General features: G+C 61.9%; 25 protein-coding genes and 1 pseudogene. 6 read left to right on the forward strand and 20 right to left on the reverse strand.

The genetic code is table 11. The annotated features are described in order from the left end of the window. Window positions 1-127 precede the first annotated feature (127 nt). The 14 genes from DH10_RS33785 to DH10_RS33850 form a co-directional block, all read right to left on the reverse strand. Entirely contained in the window at window positions 128-397 is a 270-nt protein-coding gene (locus tag DH10_RS33785) for a hypothetical protein (RefSeq protein ID WP_192254384.1), read from the reverse strand. After that, window positions 394-735 carry a hypothetical protein gene (locus tag DH10_RS33790; protein ID WP_192254382.1) on the reverse strand — a complete coding sequence of 114 codons (342 nt, stop codon included), beginning with the start codon at window positions 733-735 and terminating at the stop codon, window positions 394-396. The genes DH10_RS33785 and DH10_RS33790 overlap by 4 nt, the downstream gene beginning before the upstream one ends. A 539-nt stretch (window positions 736-1,274) precedes the next feature. Further along, window positions 1,275-1,475: a hypothetical protein gene (locus DH10_RS33795; protein WP_192385831.1), complete on the reverse strand. Its 201-nt coding sequence runs from the start codon at window positions 1,473-1,475 to the stop codon at window positions 1,275-1,277. Window positions 1,476-1,622: 147 nt separating this feature from the next. Continuing rightward, on the reverse strand, window positions 1,623-2,792 hold the full coding sequence (locus tag DH10_RS33800) for an ABC transporter ATP-binding protein (RefSeq protein ID WP_343221667.1): 1,170 nt from the start codon (window positions 2,790-2,792) through the stop codon (window positions 1,623-1,625). Further along, window positions 2,785-3,927: an extracellular solute-binding protein gene (locus DH10_RS33805; RefSeq protein WP_192385833.1), complete on the reverse strand. Its 1,143-nt coding sequence runs from the start codon at window positions 3,925-3,927 to the stop codon at window positions 2,785-2,787. The genes DH10_RS33800 and DH10_RS33805 overlap by 8 nt, the downstream gene beginning before the upstream one ends. Continuing rightward, a complete protein-coding gene (locus tag DH10_RS33810; protein WP_192254377.1) occupies window positions 3,924-4,766 on the reverse strand; it encodes an ABC transporter permease in 843 nt (280 codons plus the stop codon). Before DH10_RS33810 ends, DH10_RS33805 begins: the two co-directional genes overlap by 4 nt. Window positions 4,767-4,780: 14 nt before the next feature. Then, on the reverse strand, window positions 4,781-5,659 hold the full coding sequence (locus DH10_RS33815; protein ID WP_192254375.1) for an ABC transporter permease: 879 nt from the start codon (window positions 5,657-5,659) through the stop codon (window positions 4,781-4,783). A gap of 342 nt (window positions 5,660-6,001) precedes the next feature. After that, on the reverse strand, window positions 6,002-6,433 hold the full coding sequence (locus DH10_RS33820; RefSeq protein WP_192254374.1) for a hypothetical protein: 432 nt from the start codon (window positions 6,431-6,433) through the stop codon (window positions 6,002-6,004). Between the two features lie 254 nt (window positions 6,434-6,687). Further along, the gene (locus DH10_RS33825) at window positions 6,688-7,506 is read right to left on the reverse strand and encodes a transglutaminase-like domain-containing protein (protein WP_192254373.1); all 819 of its coding nucleotides are present in this window, start codon (window positions 7,504-7,506) and stop codon (window positions 6,688-6,690) included. A gap of 11 nt (window positions 7,507-7,517) precedes the next feature. Further along, window positions 7,518-7,793, reverse strand: a complete 276-nt coding sequence (locus DH10_RS33830) for a DUF1488 family protein (RefSeq protein WP_192254371.1) — start codon at window positions 7,791-7,793, stop codon at window positions 7,518-7,520. Continuing rightward, window positions 7,790-8,092, reverse strand: coding sequence for a hypothetical protein (locus DH10_RS33835; protein WP_192254369.1), 303 nt, complete (start codon window positions 8,090-8,092; stop codon window positions 7,790-7,792). The genes DH10_RS33830 and DH10_RS33835 overlap by 4 nt, the downstream gene beginning before the upstream one ends. Further along, window positions 8,089-8,334 carry a hypothetical protein gene (locus tag DH10_RS33840; protein WP_376774898.1) on the reverse strand — a complete coding sequence of 82 codons (246 nt, stop codon included), beginning with the start codon at window positions 8,332-8,334 and terminating at the stop codon, window positions 8,089-8,091. The genes DH10_RS33835 and DH10_RS33840 overlap by 4 nt, the downstream gene beginning before the upstream one ends. Window positions 8,335-8,431: 97 nt before the next feature. Beyond that, window positions 8,432-8,794, reverse strand: a complete 363-nt coding sequence (locus tag DH10_RS33845) for a hypothetical protein (RefSeq protein WP_192254367.1) — start codon at window positions 8,792-8,794, stop codon at window positions 8,432-8,434. Further along, the gene (locus DH10_RS33850; protein ID WP_192254365.1) at window positions 8,791-9,054 is read right to left on the reverse strand and encodes a hypothetical protein; all 264 of its coding nucleotides are present in this window, start codon (window positions 9,052-9,054) and stop codon (window positions 8,791-8,793) included. Before DH10_RS33850 ends, DH10_RS33845 begins: the two co-directional genes overlap by 4 nt. Before the next feature lie 573 nt (window positions 9,055-9,627). Here DH10_RS33850 and DH10_RS33855 point away from each other — a divergent pair. From DH10_RS33855 to DH10_RS33865, 3 genes are all read left to right on the forward strand, one after another. Next, complete coding sequence (locus DH10_RS33855) at window positions 9,628-9,843, forward strand: hypothetical protein (RefSeq protein ID WP_192254363.1); 216 nt, start codon at window positions 9,628-9,630, stop codon at window positions 9,841-9,843. A 44-nt stretch (window positions 9,844-9,887) separates the two neighbouring features. Beyond that, on the forward strand, window positions 9,888-10,079 hold the full coding sequence (locus DH10_RS33860) for a hypothetical protein (RefSeq protein WP_192254361.1): 192 nt from the start codon (window positions 9,888-9,890) through the stop codon (window positions 10,077-10,079). 66 nt (window positions 10,080-10,145) lie between these two features. Next, a complete protein-coding gene (locus tag DH10_RS33865; protein WP_246506385.1) occupies window positions 10,146-10,370 on the forward strand; it encodes a hypothetical protein in 225 nt (74 codons plus the stop codon). A 239-nt stretch (window positions 10,371-10,609) separates the two neighbouring features. Here DH10_RS33865 and DH10_RS33870 read toward each other — a convergent pair whose 3' ends face one another. Both DH10_RS33870 and DH10_RS33875 read right to left on the reverse strand, forming a co-directional pair. Continuing rightward, on the reverse strand, window positions 10,610-10,792 hold the full coding sequence (locus tag DH10_RS33870; RefSeq protein ID WP_192254359.1) for a hypothetical protein: 183 nt from the start codon (window positions 10,790-10,792) through the stop codon (window positions 10,610-10,612). Window positions 10,793-10,923: 131 nt separating this feature from the next. Then, entirely contained in the window at window positions 10,924-11,271 is a 348-nt protein-coding gene (locus DH10_RS33875) for a hypothetical protein (protein WP_192254357.1), read from the reverse strand. A gap of 388 nt (window positions 11,272-11,659) precedes the next feature. Between DH10_RS33875 and ftsZ the strand changes: the two genes are divergently transcribed. Further along, window positions 11,660-12,652 carry a cell division protein FtsZ gene (gene ftsZ, locus DH10_RS33880; protein ID WP_192254355.1) on the forward strand — a complete coding sequence of 331 codons (993 nt, stop codon included), beginning with the start codon at window positions 11,660-11,662 and terminating at the stop codon, window positions 12,650-12,652. Window positions 12,653-12,667: 15 nt separating this feature from the next. After that, a pseudogene (locus tag DH10_RS37440) lies at window positions 12,668-12,920 on the forward strand (NYN domain-containing protein); the annotation flags it as partial. Window positions 12,921-13,078: 158 nt separating this feature from the next. Here the strand turns inward: DH10_RS37440 and DH10_RS33885 are convergent. Together DH10_RS33885 and DH10_RS33890 are read right to left on the reverse strand one after the other, a co-directional pair. Continuing rightward, window positions 13,079-13,801 (reverse strand): haloacid dehalogenase type II, encoded by a 723-nt coding sequence (locus DH10_RS33885; protein WP_192254353.1) that lies wholly within the window; start codon window positions 13,799-13,801, stop codon window positions 13,079-13,081. Between the two features lie 25 nt (window positions 13,802-13,826). Beyond that, complete coding sequence (locus DH10_RS33890; RefSeq protein ID WP_192254351.1) at window positions 13,827-14,762, reverse strand: DMT family transporter; 936 nt, start codon at window positions 14,760-14,762, stop codon at window positions 13,827-13,829. Window positions 14,763-14,969: 207 nt separating this feature from the next. Between DH10_RS33890 and DH10_RS33895 the strand changes: the two genes are divergently transcribed. Further along, the gene (locus DH10_RS33895; protein ID WP_192254349.1) at window positions 14,970-15,860 is read left to right on the forward strand and encodes a LysR family transcriptional regulator; all 891 of its coding nucleotides are present in this window, start codon (window positions 14,970-14,972) and stop codon (window positions 15,858-15,860) included. Window positions 15,861-15,918: 58 nt separating this feature from the next. Here the strand turns inward: DH10_RS33895 and DH10_RS33900 are convergent, their stop codons facing one another. Beyond that, window positions 15,919-17,238: an HlyD family type I secretion periplasmic adaptor subunit gene (locus tag DH10_RS33900; RefSeq protein WP_192254347.1), complete on the reverse strand. Its 1,320-nt coding sequence runs from the start codon at window positions 17,236-17,238 to the stop codon at window positions 15,919-15,921. Next, window positions 17,235-17,425 (reverse strand): hypothetical protein (locus DH10_RS33905; RefSeq protein ID WP_192385834.1); only part of this gene is annotated, 191 nt, incomplete at its 5' end. The genes DH10_RS33900 and DH10_RS33905, both read right to left, overlap by 4 nt.

Below are 17,425 nucleotides of genomic sequence, written 5' to 3' on the forward strand. Positions count from 1 at the left end.
GGGGCGCCGGCGCCGAGCTTGTATCGGCCTGAAAGAGCCTGGACCGCTGCGCCGCTCCACGTCAGCCGCGACGAAAAGCCGCCCCAAGTGAATGCGGATGGAACGGCCTTCTCGTAATGCGGTAGGGTTAGTAGCTTGTCTTAGGCGCTGCTTTGGTGGCCGCCGCAGCCTTCGCAGTATGTTTCTTGTGCCTGACCGGGCACTTGTGCGTCTTGGTTACTTTGCAGACCTTCTTGTGCGGCTTCCGAGCGGTGGTTGTAGCCGGCGCGGCTGCCATGGTCGTATCGGTGGAGGCGGCCGGAGCGGTCGTCTTGGTGGCGGCGGCGTTGCCGAGAGCCGGCATCGAGAAGGCCAGCGCAACAGCGAGGCCAAGGGCGGAGAGAAGGGACTTTTTCATGGTTTTTTCTCCTTGCTATGCAGGTCGGTTTTGGGTGTCACTGCATCGGGATCGATCGGTGTCACGCCAAGCAGCTTCAGAGCGCTCGCGAACGCCCGGATCCCCTGCGCCTGCTTCTTGGTGGCGCAGAACCGGTCTCCCTTTCTTTGCAGTGCCTTCGCCGCGGTGACCTGCGTTGACGCGGCATGGGTTTCGAGGGCTTTGTCAACTTGGCGGCTGAGATTGGCGCAGCGCTCGGTCCGGGTCGTGGCAACCTTAGCCTCGCCGGCTTCCACCGGGCCGGTGACGAGCGAAATGCCGAGCAACGCGCCCATCAACCTGATCGAGAACCTTTGCATCGCTTGTCGCCAATCCGAACAAGTGCTGCAGTGCTGCAGCCGATGACCGACCCTCTGCGGTCAATTCTACGCCTCAATGATTTCTGGATTTTTTCTGGAATGTTTCTGAATTGTTTCTGAGGCGCCGGCGGAGCGCCTTTGACGGCGCACATTTGGCCGCCTGCTCGGCCGGCCATTCACCTAAATCTGCCAAGGAATTGGCTAACGTACATATCTACCAGGCTGCTGACGCGCCAACGGTATAATCGCGCGGCCACTCTCTGCCGCCCCACAATCGTCTCTGCATGTTCTGTTGCAAGCTTGAGTAGCGTTTCCGCGACTTCCTGCGCCGACCAGCCTTTAAGAATGGAGGCCTTCACCAACGCCTGAAATGCGGGCTCGAGGGCGACCTCGCAGTTGAGGGCGCGATCGGGGCTACCTTCAGAAAGCAAGGGAGGTTCGATCGGCGGTATCGCAGCCATGCACCCAGAAAGCGCAAACGTCGAAAATCGTTCCGCCTGTCATTGGCCCTGATGGCAGTAACCGGCAGGATTCTGAGTTCAGACACTGACATTTGATGAAACGTTCAGCGTACCCTCTCGGTTTTGGTCCAGGAGGATCGGCATATGAGAGAACATGTCGGAGACGGTTCCCAAGTCCGAGCTGATGACAAGCAGTTGGTCGCTCTGTTGAAAGAAAAGGCAGGTATCTCGGAGGCCGAAGCCTGCAAACTGATAAAGGAGGTCGGGCACGACCGCCATTCGCTTCTGCGAGAAGCCCGATTTCTGAAAGCGAGGCATTGATCGGTCGCCGTGGTGACACTTGCCTCAGACTCGGGCCAGCTCGCCGACGGTGCTTGCCCGGAGGCGAGGCGAACCGATCGCTCGTGGAGGAGCAGCGAGGGGATCTTACGAAATCCGCTGCCCGCTCTCGTCGAGTAGGACGCAACCGCCCGGATCGAACCCGACCTCGATGGTTTCGCCTTCACGAACGACATGGCCGTTGATCGGCGCGTTGGCCCGCACGTTCGTCTTGCCGCCGATGTCGATCTCGTAGATGGCGCTGCCGCCGAGATAGGAGGTCGAGACGACGCGGCCGGACAACCGGTTGGCACCCGCCATGGCACCGATCGACAGCTTCTGCGGCCGGACCACGACGGTGACCTTACTGCCGGACGCAAGCGGCCGCGGCGACGTCACATTGACCGTCTGGCCGGCGGCAAGCGTAACCGCCGTCGTTCCGTCGGATTTGCTGACGGTGCCGGCAAGCATGTTGGCCTTGCCGAGGAAATCGGCGACGAAGGCGGTGGCAGGCGTCTCGTAGACCTCTTCCGGCGTGCCGATCTGCTCCACCGAGCCGGCGTTCATCACTACGATGCGGTCCGACATGGAAAGCGCTTCTTCCTGATCGTGCGTCACGAAGATGGCGGTGATGCCCGTTGCCTTCTGGATCTTCTTGATCTCGACGCGCATCTCCTCGCGCATGTTGGCGTCGAGCGCCGACAGCGGCTCGTCGAGCAGCAGCACCTGCGGCTCGAACACGATGGCCCGCGCAAGCGCGATGCGCTGCTGCTGCCCGCCCGACAATTGCGAGGGCAGTTTCTTCTCGCTGCCCGGCAGCCGCACCATGTCGAGCGCCTGGCCAACCCTGCGCGCGATCTCAGGCTTCGGCACGTTGCGGTACTTCAGGCCGAAGGCGACATTGTCGAACACGGTCTTATGCGGGAACAGCGCGTAGCTCTGGAACACCAGCCCGATGTTGCGCTTGTAGATCGGCACGTCATCGACCCGCCGTCCGTCGATCATGATCTGGCCGCCCGAAATGTCGACCAGCCCGGCGATGGAGCGCAGGATCGTCGTCTTGCCGCAGCCCGACGGCCCGAGCAGCGTGACGAAGCTGCCCTTGCGGATCGAGAGCGAGAAATCGCGCACCGCGACGAATTTGCCGTAAGCGATGTCGATGTCGCGGAACTCGACCGCCGGCTTCTCCGCCTCAGAGGCAGATCCGCCGGCGGCGGGGGAGGGTGCCCCGGCCGAGGCCGGCCGGGGGCTGAGTGACACTTCGCTCCTGTCAGGCACCTTTCGCGATCCTGTCCCACTGCTTGGTCCAGGCATCTTCGTTGGTCGCCCAATAGACCGGATCGGCGAAGGTCAACGCCTTCATCGAGCCCGTCTTGTCGAAAGCCGGCAGCTTCTCGATCTTCTCGGTGAGCTTGACCTTGGTCGGATCGAGCGACGGCGGATAGCTCTGGCCCTCGGCCACGGCGATCGAGGTCGCCGGATCGAGCATGAAGTTGATCAGCTCCTCGCATTCGGCCATCGGCGAGCCTTTCAGGATCAGCATGTCCTCCATCCAGGCATAGGAGCCTGCCGGATCGAGATAGCCGATCGGATGGCCCTGGTCCTGCAAGGCAGCGACGCGGCCCGACCAGGCATCGGTCACCACGATCTCGCCCTTGGAGAGCAGGTCCATCAGCTCCGCGCCGGAGCTCCAGAACTTCTTGGCGAGGTCGCGCGTCTCGCGCACCTTGACCCAGATCGTGTCTATGTCCTTGATGTTGTTGGGATCCTGCCCGGTGGCCAGAGCCGCGTACCAGACGCGCGTCGTCATGTCGGCATAGCCGCCGACCTTGCCGGCATATTTCTTGTCGAGCAGCAGGCCGGCGCCTTTCTCCTTCGCTTCCTCCGGCGAGATCACCTTGGTGTTGTAGGCGATGCCGGTGGTGCCGTAATCGTAGGGCACGGCCGAGAGTTTTGGCGTCAGCTTGCGGAACGGCTCGATCATCGGCTGCAGCACATTCGCCATGTTGGGAATGTTGGCCTCGTTGATCTCCGAGTTCATCCCTGCATTGATGTATTTGATGTAGTAGTTGACGCCGGACGAATGCACGATCTGGAAGTCGCCGGGCTTCGCCGTCTTGATCTTAGTGATGATCTCGTTCTCGTCGCCGAACGTGCCCTGGACCACCTTGATCTTGGTCTTGGCCGTGTAGGGCTGGAAGGCGTATTTGTCGATCGCGTCCTGCACCGTGCCGCCCCAGCCGTCGAAGCGAACCTGTTCGACCGCGGCGAGCGCGCGGCTCATCCACGGCATGGAGAGGCCCGCCGAGGCCGCGGCGGCGGCGGTCAGGCTCAGGAAAGTGCGGCGGCTCAAATCGCCGTTGGCGTAGCGGTCGTGCAGCCGTTCCAGCCGCTTGGTGGTGGTCAGTTTCATCGTGCTTCCTCCTTTGGTTCGCCTCGTCTTTTCAATCTGGTCAGGCTTTGCATGATCAGGCCGCCGATCAGTGGGATGCCGACGGTCACCAGGATCATGACCGTGCCGAGCGCGTTGATCTCCGGACTGATCGAGATCTTCAGCATCGAGAGGATTTGCGTCGGCATGGTCTCGACGCCGGCCGGCCGCCAGAACAGGCTGGCCGAGGTGTTGTCGAACGAGATGGTGAAGGCAAGCAGCGCGCCCGCAACGACAGCCGGGATGAGCAGCGGCAGCGTGATCTCGCGGAAGGACGAGAAGCGCGAGGCGCCAAGCGAAAGTGCGGCCTCCTCATAGACGCGCCGGATGCCGACCATGCGCGCCTGGGTGATCAGCACCACATAGGGCACGGCGAGCAGGATGTGGCCAAGCACCAGGAGAAGCAGCGTCCTCGGCTGGTCGACCGCCTTGATCAGCACCAGCAAGCCGACGCCCAAAATGGTTTCCGGCACCAGCGCCGGCAGGATCACCAGCGTGCTCAGCATCTGCTTGCCGGGGAAGTCGAAGCGCACCAGCGCGAACGACGTGACGACGCCGATGGCGGTGGTGGCGACCGCGGTGACCAAGGCGATCCACAGCGACGTGCGGAAGGCGGCCAGGACCGCCTCGTTGGCCATCAGTTTGCCGTACCATTGCAGGGAAAAGCCTGTCATCGGGAAGCCGCCGAACATCGAGGCGTTGAACGACAAAATGACGGTCGCCGCGATCGGCGCGAACATGAAGATATAGACGCAGAGCGTGACGAAGCCGGTGAGCCGCCAGGCCCATTTGCCTTCCTTGTTCGGCCGCGACGCTTTCATCCGCCCAATCCCCGTCATCCTCCAAGTCCTTTGACGATCTGCGACATGCCCATGTAGCGGGTGTAGATGGCGGCGAAGAAGCCGAGCACGACGAACAGCACGATGGAAAGCGTGGCCCCCATCGGCCAGTTCAGCTCGCTCATGATCGTGTCGTAGATCAGATTGCCGAACAGCGCGTCGCGCCCCGAACCCAGAAGCTGCGGCGTCACATAGCTGCCGGCTGCCAGCACGAAACAGAGCAGCAGGCCTGCCGCCAGCCCAGGCAGCGAAAGCGGCAGCGTGACCTCGCGGAACGCCTGCGCGCTGGTGCAGCCCATCGAACGCGCCGCCGAAATCAGCGTGCGGTCGATGCTCTCGAGGCTCACATAGACGTTGAGGATCATATAGGGCAGCAGGAAGTGCAGCAGCCCCATGATCACCGCGCCCTCGGTGTAGAGCATCGGCAGCGGTTCGCTGATGATGCCCATCTTTATGAGCGCTACGTTGATCACGCCCTGTTCGCCGAGGATGTTGATCCAGGAAAAGGTGCGGATGGTGAAGCTGATCCAGAACGGCACGATGAGCAGAAGCAGGAGCAGCCACTTGTGCTTGAAGCTTGTCGCCCAGATGAAATAGGCCGGAAAATAGCCGAGCACGCCGCAAAGCAGCGCCGTCATCGCCCCGACTCTCAGCGTCTTCAACAGGAAGCCGTGATAGTAGCTGTCGGTGAGGAATTCGTGCCAGTTGGCGGCGGTCAGCGCGCTGGTTTCCACGCCGGCGGTGACGAAGGTGAAGAATGTATAGACCGCCATCACGGCGATCGGCAGCACCAGGAAGAAGATCAGCAGCAACAGCACCGGCGCGATCAGCATCCAGGCCAGCCGTGGATCATACAAGGTCCATCGATTTTTCATGCACACCCGAAGGTCCGCGCCTTCTTCGAAGCGCTTTTTGTTCCCATGGGTCAGATTGGGTGATTGGCACCGCGATGTCTACAGGCGGTGATTGAGCCAGAGATATCGGCGCGTTGGCCACCATGCCAAGTTGGACGAAGCCGCCGCGCCCTTTACTCGGCCGTGGCCTCAATATGGATGACGCATAAGCTGCACTCGAAACCGGCCGCAGCCGGCTGCGGGGCGGCGCTGCAGGTAGTCAGCGCGCTGTAACTGAACCCAGCGCGCTTCTTATCCTTGCAAGAAACCCGGCCTTAGCGCTTGAAGCACAGGACGAAGGAATGACGAACGGTGCGGCGGCCCTTATTTCAGCCCAATGGTCATGCCGCTGAGATCGGCGTTGACCTGCAGGCCTACCTGCCGGCCTGTGAGCTGGAGTTCGGCGCCCTTGTCATTGGTCATGACGATCACCTGGGCCCCTCTGCCGAGCGCGCCGCCACCGCCCGCTGCGCCATACACCCCCGTCACGTCGCGGGCGCGGCGAATGTGGCGCACGGTGCCTTTGAAATAGGTCTTGGAGGCGCCGAAGGCGAGGCCGCCCGAGATGCCGCCGATCGAGATGGGATAGTGGCGACCATGGAAGGTCAGCGTGCCCGCGCCACCAGAGCCACCGATGAAGAAGGCCGCCTTGTAGACGGAAAAGCGGATCGTGCCGCTGTCGGCGTGTGCTGTGCTGGCAAGGCTAACACCCGCGGCCGCTATGAGGGCAACCGCGATTGAACGAAATCTGGACATGATGAGACTCCTCAAGAGCGCCACATGCCCAACCGGCCGGGCACGTCAGCGTCGTGTCAAAAGCTATAGCTGAACAGTCTCGCACGTCTTTTGTTCCAAGGCTCGCGACCGTATCCGGCTGCGAGAAGCCCGCCAAGAAACAAGGTGGATGGGGAGTCTAGCTACAGCGCTTCTGCATCGATCGCTGACCGATTTTTGGAGGACGCTCTTGGCGGCCGGCAACGGCGGACGGGAAGCCCACGTTTGGGAACCGGCTAATGCACGAGCAGCCCCGTCACCTCGTATGTCCAGACCCGAAACCCCTTGAGCACATGTGGACCGAAGGAGTTGATGAGCGGAACGTCGGCGGCGTCACGGCCACGCGCGACAACGATCCTGCCGATCCTGGGTGTGTTGTTGCGCGGGTCGAACGTATGCCATGCGCCCTCAAGGAAGACCTCGATCCAGGCACTGAAGTCCATGGGGTCGACAATTGGGACGCCGATGTCGCCCAGGTGCCCGTTGACGTAACGCGCTGGAATGTTGAGACAGCGGCAGAGCGTGAGTGCCAGATGGGCAAAATCGCGGCAGACGCCGATGCGCTCCTGGTAGGCTTCGAAGGCGGTCCGCGTCGACCTCGCCTGCATGTAATCAAACTGAATGTGGCCATGGACGAAGTCACAGATCGCCTGCACGCGACGCCAGCCCGGCGCGACGGCGCCGAACATGTCCCACGCCGCCTGGCTGAGACGATCGGTTTCGCAATAGCGGCTGCCCAGGAGGTAGACCAGGCAATCGTCCGGCAAATCGGGCACCGCGATTTCGCGGGCGTCGGGCAGTTGCCTGTCGGTCTTGCCGTCGTCTTCGATCGTGGCGTCGCCCCACATCGTCAGGTCGCCCGCCGGCGCAACAAGGCGGCGGCAGCGGTTGCCGAACAGATCGTGATAGGTCGTTGTCGGAACATCGGGCGTGGTGCACAGGGTTTCGGGCACCCTCATGTCGGCGGCGCGATCCTCGTGGACCGAGAGCAAGCAGACCAGCGCGGTCGGCAGCTGGCAGGTCAGGGTGATCTCGTAGCCGTAGCGGATCAGCATCCGGGCGCAGACTACCGGAAATCGGCGGTGGTCAGAGTGTAGGACTCGCGGCGATCGCGGGCATAGGCCTTGCTGGCAACATCCTGGATGGAGGTCCGCAAGGCGTCGAATGCCGACAGATATGTCGTCTCGGCACTCCCTTTCCCGCCCAGGGCGATGCCGGATCTCGCCAGCGCTTCGGCCTCGACGAAGAAGCGGATCTTGAACATGCCGTCATGGCCGATGAAGCAGACGGCGTTGCGTGTTTCATCGAAGCTGCGGCTGGGGTTTGGAAAGGCGAGCGTCATGACTGGCCTGCCGGTGTTTCGGGAGCGCAAGTAGCGAACGATCGCGCGGCGGTCCGCTCCTTCCGGCGCTCGCTGTTGCGAAGATTTAGGGACAGCATGCTCTTCGTCGCGTCCGAACGGTTCAGGCCGATCATGAAGGCGCCATCCACATGCGCCGGATTGCCGGTGAAGACGTGATAGACGGTCCAGGAACGATCGGCTTCGACGCGGCGGCCATATTGATGATCCCTGAAGTCGCGGCCCGGCGCCCCACCTTCGTTTTCCCATACCCGAAGTGCCGCGGCGTTGGTTGCGTTCATGATGTCGGCCTCTCCTTGTTCGCCTGCGCGGCGATGACGCCTGAATAGATCATTGCGCCGTCGGCATCGGCGATGGCCACGGCATCCGGCCATTGCGGCATGTTCAGCGTCCTTGCCAGAAGCCGCGCGATCTCGATGGCGTCGTCGAGGCCGGCCGCCAGCGCTGTCTCGCGGCCGACGACGGCGTGTGCATCGTCGACAGCTCGCGTGCGATAGAATTCGATCACGATCTTCATCGCCATCCGAGCCCATCGTGCCCAGGCGTCACGCCGTCAGCCCTTGCTCTTGCCTTGGGCGTTGATGCCGACAGCGCCCTTGATCTGGCTGCCAAACGAGCTCTCAGGCTTGGCCGGAACCTTTTCCTGCTTCGGCTTCCTGATCTCGCGGTTCGAGCGTTTCTGTCCCTTGGCCATGTCCGAACGTCCTTTCGATGAGCGCTGCGTCGTCGCCGGGCAACAACGTGTCGACCAGTTCCAAATTGTCCTCGGTCACCACCCGTTCATGCGGTTCGCCTTCGCTGCGAATGCGGTATTGCGGCGAGTTTCCCTTCGGAGGCAGCGTGCCGGTGATCCGGTAGATTTCGCCGACCTTAGAAGCCCCACCAAAGCTGCCCTTCAGCCGGACCGCCTGTCCAACATCGAAAAGGCGTGCCGGGGCTCCATGCTGGATCGGGCGTGCATTGCGTTGCATGAGGGTCGTCATGATCGTCTCCGGTCCTTGTCGAGCGCGGCCTCGAGCGAGGCCGGTTCGATCGGCACCATTTGCTGCGTGAATCCTTTCGCGGAGATCGCCGGCAGGTGAATGAACGTTGCCACGCGGCGCCATGCGGTGCGGGAAGCCCCTTCGAGAGACTCCTCGTCGAGATCGACGCGATATTCTCCGGGCGGCTGCGGCGTATCGATGCCCGGCAGCAAAAACGCCGAGTTGAAGCGAACGACGGTCGGTGTGGTGCGAGTGGTCATTTGCGGCTTTCCGCGGAAGCGCGCACGCGCCTTCCGCTCCAATTCCAGCCGAACCGCCGAAACGATGTCCCGTGCTGCCAGTACATCCGTGGTCAACGCTGGCATCATTTCAGGGTTCGAACTAAGCGAGATGCCGCGCCGGGAGCGGCGCAATGCATTCGCTATCGAAAATTCGGATGCGGATGGCAAGGCCTCAATATGACAAAAGCCACCTCGACCAAATCAACGAATTTTATATATGCGCCCCAATTGCGCTGCGAACAAGGTGGCGTCGGCGTTTTATTTTTCTTGGTTAAATAGAAATCCAAACTCGGCGCCTAAAAAAGCGACTGAAGTTCTCTTCAGCCCGTTATGATATTTTTCGACTCTGGTATACTCCGCCCGATATTTTTGCCGACTGGGCAAATAATTTTGGCGCTCCTATCTATCGCAGGCCAAGCAGTCTATAGAGGGGTCTGGTCACCCAGGCCGACAGAAGAAAGAAGCTCTTGAAAATCCGGCCCCTCCATAGTCGTGTCATCCAGCGTGCCGCACGCGGCTCCTGGCATTGCCCGGACATTCGAGGTCGTCTGCATGCATGAACCGGCGCCGCCTCGCGCTTTCGGCAAGTTTGGCGCCAAGGCGCGGGCCGCTGTCGCGGCGGAGCCGGCCAGATCGAAGGGCATGGAGAACGTAGCGACGCGCGTGCGTGCGGCGCTTTCTTCACATGGGCCACTCGCCTTGAGGGTCTATGTGGCGCTGTGGATTGTCGCTGTGCTGGCGTCGGCATTTGTCATCATGAAGCCCTGAACCGACAGCATTCCTCGGTGGGCGCAAACGAGAAGGATGCGAGCATGGCAAATCGCTACGCGCTTCGGATGGACCGTCCGAACAGCTGGACCGTTTTCGACGTCTTCACCGGCCAGCCCGCCGAGCTCGAGCAGAAGCTCATGGTGGGGATCAAGACGCGCCGTGCGGAAAAGACGGTAATCGAATTGAACATTCAGGACGCCAAGCGGCGGGAAGAAACGGGCCGCGAATCCTGATTCCGGCAATGCCGTTATTGCGGTTCAGCTCTGCTGGCCTAGTCATGTGCAGAAGGCGGATGACGAATGGCTGCCGCTGCCGGCATTTCACCTGAAAGGATAATAGCTATGAGATTCATGAAAACACCGGATGCTCCGCCCATCGTAATCGAGGCGATTGCCAAGCCATCAAAAATCATGTCGGCACGGCTGACGATCAGAAGCGACGAAGCAGCAAGGCGCAAGATCGCCGACACCGACGGCACTCTACGGCGGGCACGTCAACTATCGGAACGCAATCGCCTGATTTGAACTCATCGTCCGCTGAGGGTCGGAAGCGACGCTTCAGTCGGGAACCGAAGGCAAGATCGACGGCGCGGGCTTCTAATCCTGTCATCGGCGAGACGGTGGTCGTCCAGAACGCCGCCTGACCGCGCCAGTCATGGCAAAGACGTATGTCTTACCAACGAAAATAGATCCAGCCACGCCCGCAGCGGACCCGCATATCCGGTACCGAGCATCTTTTGAAAGACAGCATCCAACGCCTTAGTTTAGCTGGCTCCTGCTTGACTGAACACAACCGTGCCGTCGTCTTTGCGTACTTCGACCGCCACGATGCCGGACTTTCGATCTGGGAAGGTCGCCAGCGCGTGGTCTCGTGCCGCTTTCTCGGTGTCGAAGGGCGTCTTTTCAACGATGCCCTGTTTCCCGTACCAACTTACCGTGTAGACCATCACGACGCTCCCTTCGGTAGTTGATGCCGGCGCCCGGTTTTCGGGCGCCGGCTACATCCTGATAAGAGGTTAGAGCTACCCGTACCGCGCCATTCGCTCGCCGTCAGTGAACAACGTTCGCTTCGGTCGCTTTAGTTCGCGGCGATTGCTGAGTTGCAGGAAATGGCCAGTTCTCTGTTGGGGCTGCTCGCTCCAAGGGGTGTAGCCCATCCTGCCTTTTCAATGATCTCTCTGCGATCATAGCTGCTTGCCGCTTTCAGCGCCGCCAAAACCTGCGCTGAGTTCGGGGCGGTCTTGGATTGCGCGACGCAATAAGGAGTCATGGCGGCGACGACAGCATCGACACTGGCATTTTCTGCCATTTCTCTCGCCGTGCCGTCGGTCCTCCATCCGCCTGCAGTGAAGCCGATGATCGCGAGCGCCAAAGCTCCTCCGACCGCGCCGTAGCCGGCCGGTGTCACCCATTCAGGGGTTTTCATGATAGGTGTCCGATCGTTGTCAGACGGGTGCACATGATTGCGCACGAGTAGCAGCGTTGTATCACGCTTACATACCGACGTGTAATAAATCGGGAGAACATACGGAGGAGGCAGACGTGGGCATCACGGCGCCGCACATTGGGTCGCGGAACAGAGAGCGCGACTAGCCCAGGCTGGGCTGCTGCGCTCGATCCGATGGCGAAGAGCAGAACAGCCTGAAGATGACACTGCGCGATGAACGCTCGCACCAGAATCTGCGGTGTGGCGGTCAGGCGCTTGCGATCGCGACTCCCGTCTGATCCTCTGCCGAAGGCGGAGTTGCTTTGATTCGTTTGCTCCTTGCTTTCGTGCAAAGGCTGGCATTACGCGCGTCCAGATGGAGGATAGCATGACCGCTACCCCGAACATTGTCGAGCTGAAGCCCAGGATCGCCGTGATCGGTGTCGGCGGCGGCGGTGGAAACGCCGTTAACAACATGATTGCCCAGAACCTGCAGGGTGCGGAGTTCATTGTGGCCAATACCGACGCCCAGGCGCTTGCCATGTCGAAGGCTTCCCGGCTGATCCAACTCGGCGCCAGCGTGACCGAAGGCCTGGGAGCCGGCTCGGTGCCGGACGTCGGTCATGCGGCGGCCGAGGAATCGATCGGCGAAATCATGGACCACCTTGCCGGAACCCATATGTGTTTCGTGACCGCCGGCATGGGCGGTGGGACGGGAACAGGCGCCGCTCCCGTTATTGCGCATGCCGCCCGCCAAGCCGGCATTCTGACCGTCGCCGTCGTCACCAAACCGTTCGTCTTCGAGGGCAGACGCCGGATGCAGGCGGCCGAGGAGGGTATAGAGCGGCTGCGCGAATGCGCCGATACCGTGATTGTCATTCCGAACCAGAATCTCTTCAGGATCGCCGATGCCAAAACCAGCTTCGCGGACGCCTTTGCCATGGCCGATCGCGTCCTCTATGCGGGCGTCGGCTGCATCACTGACCTCATCGTCAAGGAGGGTCTGATCAATCTCGACTTCGCCGATGTGCGCTCGGTGATGCGTGGCATGGGCCGGGCGATGATGGGTACCGGGGAATCCTCAGGTGAGGGGCGGGCGAAGGCAGCCGCTGAAGCAGCGATCGCAAACCCGCTTCTTGACGAGGCATCGATGGGGGGCGCCAGAGGCGTCCTCGTTTCTATTTCCGGTGGGCCCGATATGACGCTGTTCGAGGTCGATGAGGCAGCAACACGCATCCGCGAGGAAGTCGATGCCGATGCCGATATCATCGTGGGCGCCATATTCGATGCGGCTCTGGAAGGAAGGTTCAGGGTCTCCGTCGTTGCGACCGGACTGCGGCACAAGGTACAGGTGGTCGAGTTCGAGCAGAGACTAGCCTGAAGGAAAGCTTGCGCGATGCCGTCCGAGCCCCGCTCGCCGCGTCTTGCCGTTCTCATCGATGCCGACAATGCCCTCGACCAAGATCGCCGCTGGGCTGTTGGAGGAGACCGCCGAGGTTGGCGCGGCCAGCGTACATCGCGACTGACGCTTGAAAGCCTGAGGCGATGTGCTTTCGAAACATGCAATCATACCGCAGCAGCAGTTCGCCTACACGGCAGACAAGAACGCCTCCGACTTCACCTTCGTCACCGATGCGATGGACCTTCTCCAACCGCTACCTTTCCGCAAACGCCCGCGCAAAAGAATCCACCATCGGCCGCGCTGGATATTCGAAGGAGTCCGGCCGCCGGCTCAATGAACACCTCGACCGGCGTCCCGGATAAAGCTGCTCGGCTTTCTGCCGAGCAGCAGCGCCTCGCTCAGGTATCAGGCACGCAATTCTTGCGCGTGCGCCTTCACGAGGTCGGCCATGCTGTCGAAGCGGAAATCCACGGTCGGCATGTCGCCGGGGTGCATCGTGGCGCCGAAGCCCTGGTCGGCGTGCCGGCGATAGATCCAGCACGATTTGAGACCCAGGCGGCTGGCCGGAACGTGATCATGGAACATGCTTTCGGCCGTATGCAGGATCTGTCCTTTCGCGACGCCGATGGTCCCGAGCTTTTCGAGCATATAGTCGAAGTTCCGTTCGGAAGGCTTGTAGGAGCCGATATCTTCCGCCGTGTAGATCGCATCGAAATCCACGCCGAGCTTCTTGTTGCTGAACGAAAAGCTTTTGTTGTCGACATTGGAGAGGATGATCAGCTTGTAGTGCTGCTTGAGATATTGCAGGGCTTTCGCGGAGTCGGCAAAGGCCGGCCAGTCCTTCACGCTTTCGCCGTAGGCGATGCATTCCTCTGGAGTGACGACGACGCCCCATTCCTCGGCAAGCCGCTTGTAGACGATCGCCAGAAGGTCGCGGTAGCGCTTTTGCGGAGTCCATTTCTGCTGACTGGATTCGTGCCGAGCGTGCGCCTCCAGTATCTCGTTGCGGCTCAAATGACGACCAACCCGCGCGGTCAGCGGCTTCAGGCCGTCGATCATGCCGGATTCCCAATCAATCAGCGTGCCGTAGCAGTCGAAGGTCAGGGCTTTGAAATCTGTCAGCTTCATGGGGTGTCCTCCTTGATGTCCATGATTACCCGATAGGCTGCTCGACTGAGCCCAGATCTGGCTTGGCGTTCGATACCGCGCCGCGTGACGACGCCAGCCAGACACCGAACAATGTCACCGCCAGGCCGATGAACATCGCCGTCGACAGCGGCTCGCCGAAGATCAGCCATGCCCAGAGCATTGTCACCGGCGGACTGAGATAGACCGCGCTGCTGACCTGCGCGGCGCTATAGTGGCGCAGGCTCATGTAATAGACGGCATAGCAAAGGAAGGTCGAAAACAGCACCAGCCAGGCGATGCCGAACTGGAAACGGCCATCGAGGGGCGGAGTCAGCCCGCCATTCCACTTGGCGCAGAGGGCAAAGAGGATCGCTGCCGTCAGGCATTGAATGCACAGGCTCTGATGGATGGGCATGTTGATTGTGCCTATGCGCTTCTGCACCACGGTAGCAAGGGCGAAGACCAGCATGGAAGCGACGGTGAGGGCATATGCCCAGACCGGCGCCGTCCCGAGGCTCAGGCTGTCCAGCGAGACGATGAGCACGCCCGTCACCCCCAGAGCCGTTCCGCTCCATTGCCTTCCGGTCAACCCGTGGCCCAGAACTGGCTGCGACAGCGCTGCGATGGCGAGAGGGACGAGATCGGAGATGAGCGCGACAAGGCCGGTCGGCACGCGCTGGCCGATGGCTAAAGCGAACCCGCCCAGATAGAGGAACATCGTCGCCACACCGAACATCATCTGCCGGATCAGGCCGCGGGCGCCGATGCGCGGCCCGATCAGGAGAGCAAATGGCAGAAGGATCAATCCGGACAACAAGGTCCGCCAGAACAGGACCAGCATGACATCGGCGTTCTCGCTGGCGTAGCGGATGCCGACGAAGCCGGAGCTCCAGCTTACGACCAGGGCCGCCGCAACGATCGGCCAAATGAGGGGATGGGTCTGGTTCTGCGAGAGCGTCATGGCTGTCTTTTTCAGGCGAGTCCATGTTCCGGAAGCGGACCACGGGCAATGTTCGGCGCAGACTTATGTCGGCACGCAGGCGTCGTTGCACATGACAAATTTCGATACGCTCATGAAATGGCCATGTAGGATGACATATTCCTTTGCCTGAAAGCCGGTTCTGCGTCACAGCTTGGCGCGTTGCTTTGGTTCCGAACAAGGATTGTCATGGCTGGATTGATGAGCCGCCGCCTGGATGTCGACGCCCTGCGGGCACTGGTCGCGATCGAGAAGCATGGCGGCGTCACGCGTGCCGCCGAGGTTCTGGGCCTGTCACAATCGGCTGTCAGCCACAAGGTGAGGAGACTGGAAGCGAGCCTCGACTGCGAAATCCTCAGCCGGAAGGCAAATGCGCCGATGTTCACCACTGCCGGGCTCGATCTCCTCGGCTACGCGCGGCGCATCCTGGGAATCCATGACGAAGCGATCCTGAGCCTCTCGAAAAGCACACTGCAAGGCAAGATCGCGCTGGGAATGACCGAGGATACGACCTGCACGGACCTCTCACGCATTCTTGGCCGGTTTCGCCGGCTCTACCCCGAGGTGAGCGTCCGCACGCAAGTGCGCATGAGCCTCGTCTTGCAGGAGCAGCTCGGCCAGGGAGCGCTCGATGCCGCCATCGTCCAGGTGTTCCAGCACGAGGTCCGCCCCGCCGATATCGTCCTGTTCCGCGAAACGCTGCACTGGGTGAAATCTCCCGACCTTGTCCTGTCGAAGGACAAGCCGATCCCGTTCCTCTCCTTCGATGAGGACTGTTTCTATCGGCGCTGGGGCCTCGATCTTGGGCAGGACGAAGGGACGGTGTTCGAGACCGTGTTCGAATGCTCCAGCGCAGCCGGCATCATCGCCGGCGTGACCGCGGGGCTCGGCGTCGCGCTCTTGAGCCAGCGGCACCTGCAAGCCGGTATGGAGATTGTCGACAAGGACTTTCCCAAGCCTCCGGATCTGGCTTATGTGGTCCGGCGAGCGCGCAACACTCGAAATCCCGCGCTGGAGACCTTGGTCAGGGAAATCGAAGCTGAAGTAAAACGTTACGGCGCGCTCCAAATCGCCGTCTGAGCGCGTCACGTTGCTGCTGGGGAGGGGAAAGCTGTGCACGCATGACGGCGATCCGCTCCTACCTTTCCGCAAACGCCCGCGCGAATGAATCGATCATCGGCCGTGCCAGGTACTCGAAGAAAGTCCGGTCGCCGGTGCTGATGAAGGCCTCGACCGGCGTTCCGGGGTAAAGTTGCTCGGCCTTCACGCCCGGTGGCAAGGCATCGGCGATCTTCAGCTTGGCGCGGAAATAGGGTTCGTGCGTGGCTTGGTCGACCAGCCGGTCGGCGGAAATCTGTGTGACCGTGGCTGAAACCTCGGGCGTCAGGCGCATATTGAGCGCGGACAGCCTGAGTTTCGCCGGCTGGCCGACGCGCACCTGATCGACGTCCTTCGGCCGCAGCTTGGCGTCCACGAGCAGGCCCGATGCCGTCGGCAGGATCTCCATGATCTTCTCGCCCGACGCGATCACGCTGCCCTTGGAATTATAGGTCGACGACACCACGATGCCGGCCGCCGGCGCCTTGATCGTGGTGCGCTGAAGCACCGCTTCGGCTGCCCTGATCTGCTCCTCGATGTCGGCGAGGTTGGTGCGGACATCGTCGAGCTTGGTCAGCGCTTCCTCGACGCGCTGCGTGGTCAGGCGCTCGACCTGCACCTGGGCTTCGACGATCTGGCTGTTGGCCGCGGCGAGATTTGCCTCCAGTGCGCCGGCCTGCCCGACGAGATCGGCCTCTGAGCGCAGCAGCTGCGAATATTCGGTGCGGTTGGTGAGGCCCTTGTCCAAGAGGCCGGTCTTGATGCCGAGCTCCTTTTTCACCACCTCGGACTGCTGCTCGATGGCGAGCTTCTGGGCGTTCAAGCCGACGACCGACTCGCGGTGCATGGCGACCCGCTGCGCCATGATCGACTGCTCGGAGCGGAAGCGGGCGAGCCTGGCGTCGAACTCCTTCTGCTGTTCGCGAAGCAGATTTTGGAAGTCCTGCTGGAACGGCGCCGGCGCCGCTTCGGCGATCGGCGCCAGCCTGTCCAGCCCGTCGCGCTCGGCCTCCAGCCGCGCAGCGCTTGCCTTGAGCGTGATCGACTGCCTGGTCAGCCGGTTGAGATCGGCCTGCGCCGCCGTCCGGTCGAGGAGGATGAGGTCCTGGCCTTGCCGCACGCGGTCGCCCTCGTGGACCAGCAGCTGCTGGATGATGCCGCCCTCGGGCTGCTGGATGAGGATGTTGCCGCCGGTCGCCGAGATCGTCCCTTGCGTGATCACCGCGCCGGACAGCGGCGCGCTTGCCCCCCAATAGCCGAAGCCGCCCACGAAGATTGCGATTGCCGCATATCCGGCGAAGGCCACGCGCCGGAAGTCGGTGCGTGGTTTATCTTCCCAGGCAAGGCTCTGGGTCGTCATCGCCTACGATCCCAGGCGGACACCGTGCGGATCGTCGGCGCGAACGAGCCCGTCACGACCGTGCCCTGCTGCGCGGCGGGGCTCTTGCCGGCGCCCTTCTCGACGGTTGACTGCCGCAGCACATCGCCGCTCGGGCCGAAGGCTTCGATCACGCCGCCGCGCAGCAGCATCACGCGGTCGCAGGCGG

It is taken from the genome of Mesorhizobium silamurunense (assembly GCF_014843825.1).
In the GTDB taxonomy this organism is placed as follows: domain Bacteria; phylum Pseudomonadota; class Alphaproteobacteria; order Rhizobiales; family Rhizobiaceae; genus Mesorhizobium; species Mesorhizobium silamurunense.

Coding starts and splice junctions, on each gene's coding strand:
- DH10_RS33785 (WP_192254384.1), bottom strand. CDS start 397: ATGAAAAAGTCCCTTCTCTCCGCCCTTGGCCTCGCTGTTGCGCTGGCC.
- DH10_RS33790 (WP_192254382.1), bottom strand. CDS start 735: ATGCAAAGGTTCTCGATCAGGTTGATGGGCGCGTTGCTCGGCATTTCG.
- DH10_RS33795 (WP_192385831.1), bottom strand. CDS start 1,475: ATGGCGGTCGTGCCCGACCTCCTTTATCAGTTTGCAGGCTTCGGCCTC.
- DH10_RS33805 (WP_192385833.1), bottom strand. CDS start 3,927: ATGAAACTGACCACCACCAAGCGGCTGGAACGGCTGCACGACCGCTAC.
- DH10_RS33810 (WP_192254377.1), bottom strand. CDS start 4,766: ATGAAAGCGTCGCGGCCGAACAAGGAAGGCAAATGGGCCTGGCGGCTC.
- DH10_RS33815 (WP_192254375.1), bottom strand. CDS start 5,659: ATGAAAAATCGATGGACCTTGTATGATCCACGGCTGGCCTGGATGCTG.
- DH10_RS33820 (WP_192254374.1), bottom strand. CDS start 6,433: ATGTCCAGATTTCGTTCAATCGCGGTTGCCCTCATAGCGGCCGCGGGT.
- DH10_RS33825 (WP_192254373.1), bottom strand. CDS start 7,506: ATGCTGATCCGCTACGGCTACGAGATCACCCTGACCTGCCAGCTGCCG.
- DH10_RS33830 (WP_192254371.1), bottom strand. CDS start 7,793: ATGACGCTCGCCTTTCCAAACCCCAGCCGCAGCTTCGATGAAACACGC.
- DH10_RS33835 (WP_192254369.1), bottom strand. CDS start 8,092: ATGAACGCAACCAACGCCGCGGCACTTCGGGTATGGGAAAACGAAGGT.
- DH10_RS33840 (WP_376774898.1), bottom strand. CDS start 8,334: ATGGCGATGAAGATCGTGATCGAATTCTATCGCACGCGAGCTGTCGAC.
- DH10_RS33845 (WP_192254367.1), bottom strand. CDS start 8,794: ATGACGACCCTCATGCAACGCAATGCACGCCCGATCCAGCATGGAGCC.
- DH10_RS33850 (WP_192254365.1), bottom strand. CDS start 9,054: ATGACCACTCGCACCACACCGACCGTCGTTCGCTTCAACTCGGCGTTT.
- DH10_RS33855 (WP_192254363.1), top strand. CDS start 9,628: ATGCATGAACCGGCGCCGCCTCGCGCTTTCGGCAAGTTTGGCGCCAAG.
- DH10_RS33860 (WP_192254361.1), top strand. CDS start 9,888: ATGGCAAATCGCTACGCGCTTCGGATGGACCGTCCGAACAGCTGGACC.
- DH10_RS33865 (WP_246506385.1), top strand. CDS start 10,146: ATGGCTGCCGCTGCCGGCATTTCACCTGAAAGGATAATAGCTATGAGA.
- DH10_RS33870 (WP_192254359.1), bottom strand. CDS start 10,792: ATGGTCTACACGGTAAGTTGGTACGGGAAACAGGGCATCGTTGAAAAG.
- DH10_RS33875 (WP_192254357.1), bottom strand. CDS start 11,271: ATGAAAACCCCTGAATGGGTGACACCGGCCGGCTACGGCGCGGTCGGA.
- ftsZ (WP_192254355.1), top strand. CDS start 11,660: ATGACCGCTACCCCGAACATTGTCGAGCTGAAGCCCAGGATCGCCGTG.
- DH10_RS33885 (WP_192254353.1), bottom strand. CDS start 13,801: ATGAAGCTGACAGATTTCAAAGCCCTGACCTTCGACTGCTACGGCACG.
- DH10_RS33890 (WP_192254351.1), bottom strand. CDS start 14,762: ATGACGCTCTCGCAGAACCAGACCCATCCCCTCATTTGGCCGATCGTT.
- DH10_RS33895 (WP_192254349.1), top strand. CDS start 14,970: ATGGCTGGATTGATGAGCCGCCGCCTGGATGTCGACGCCCTGCGGGCA.
- DH10_RS33900 (WP_192254347.1), bottom strand. CDS start 17,238: ATGACGACCCAGAGCCTTGCCTGGGAAGATAAACCACGCACCGACTTC.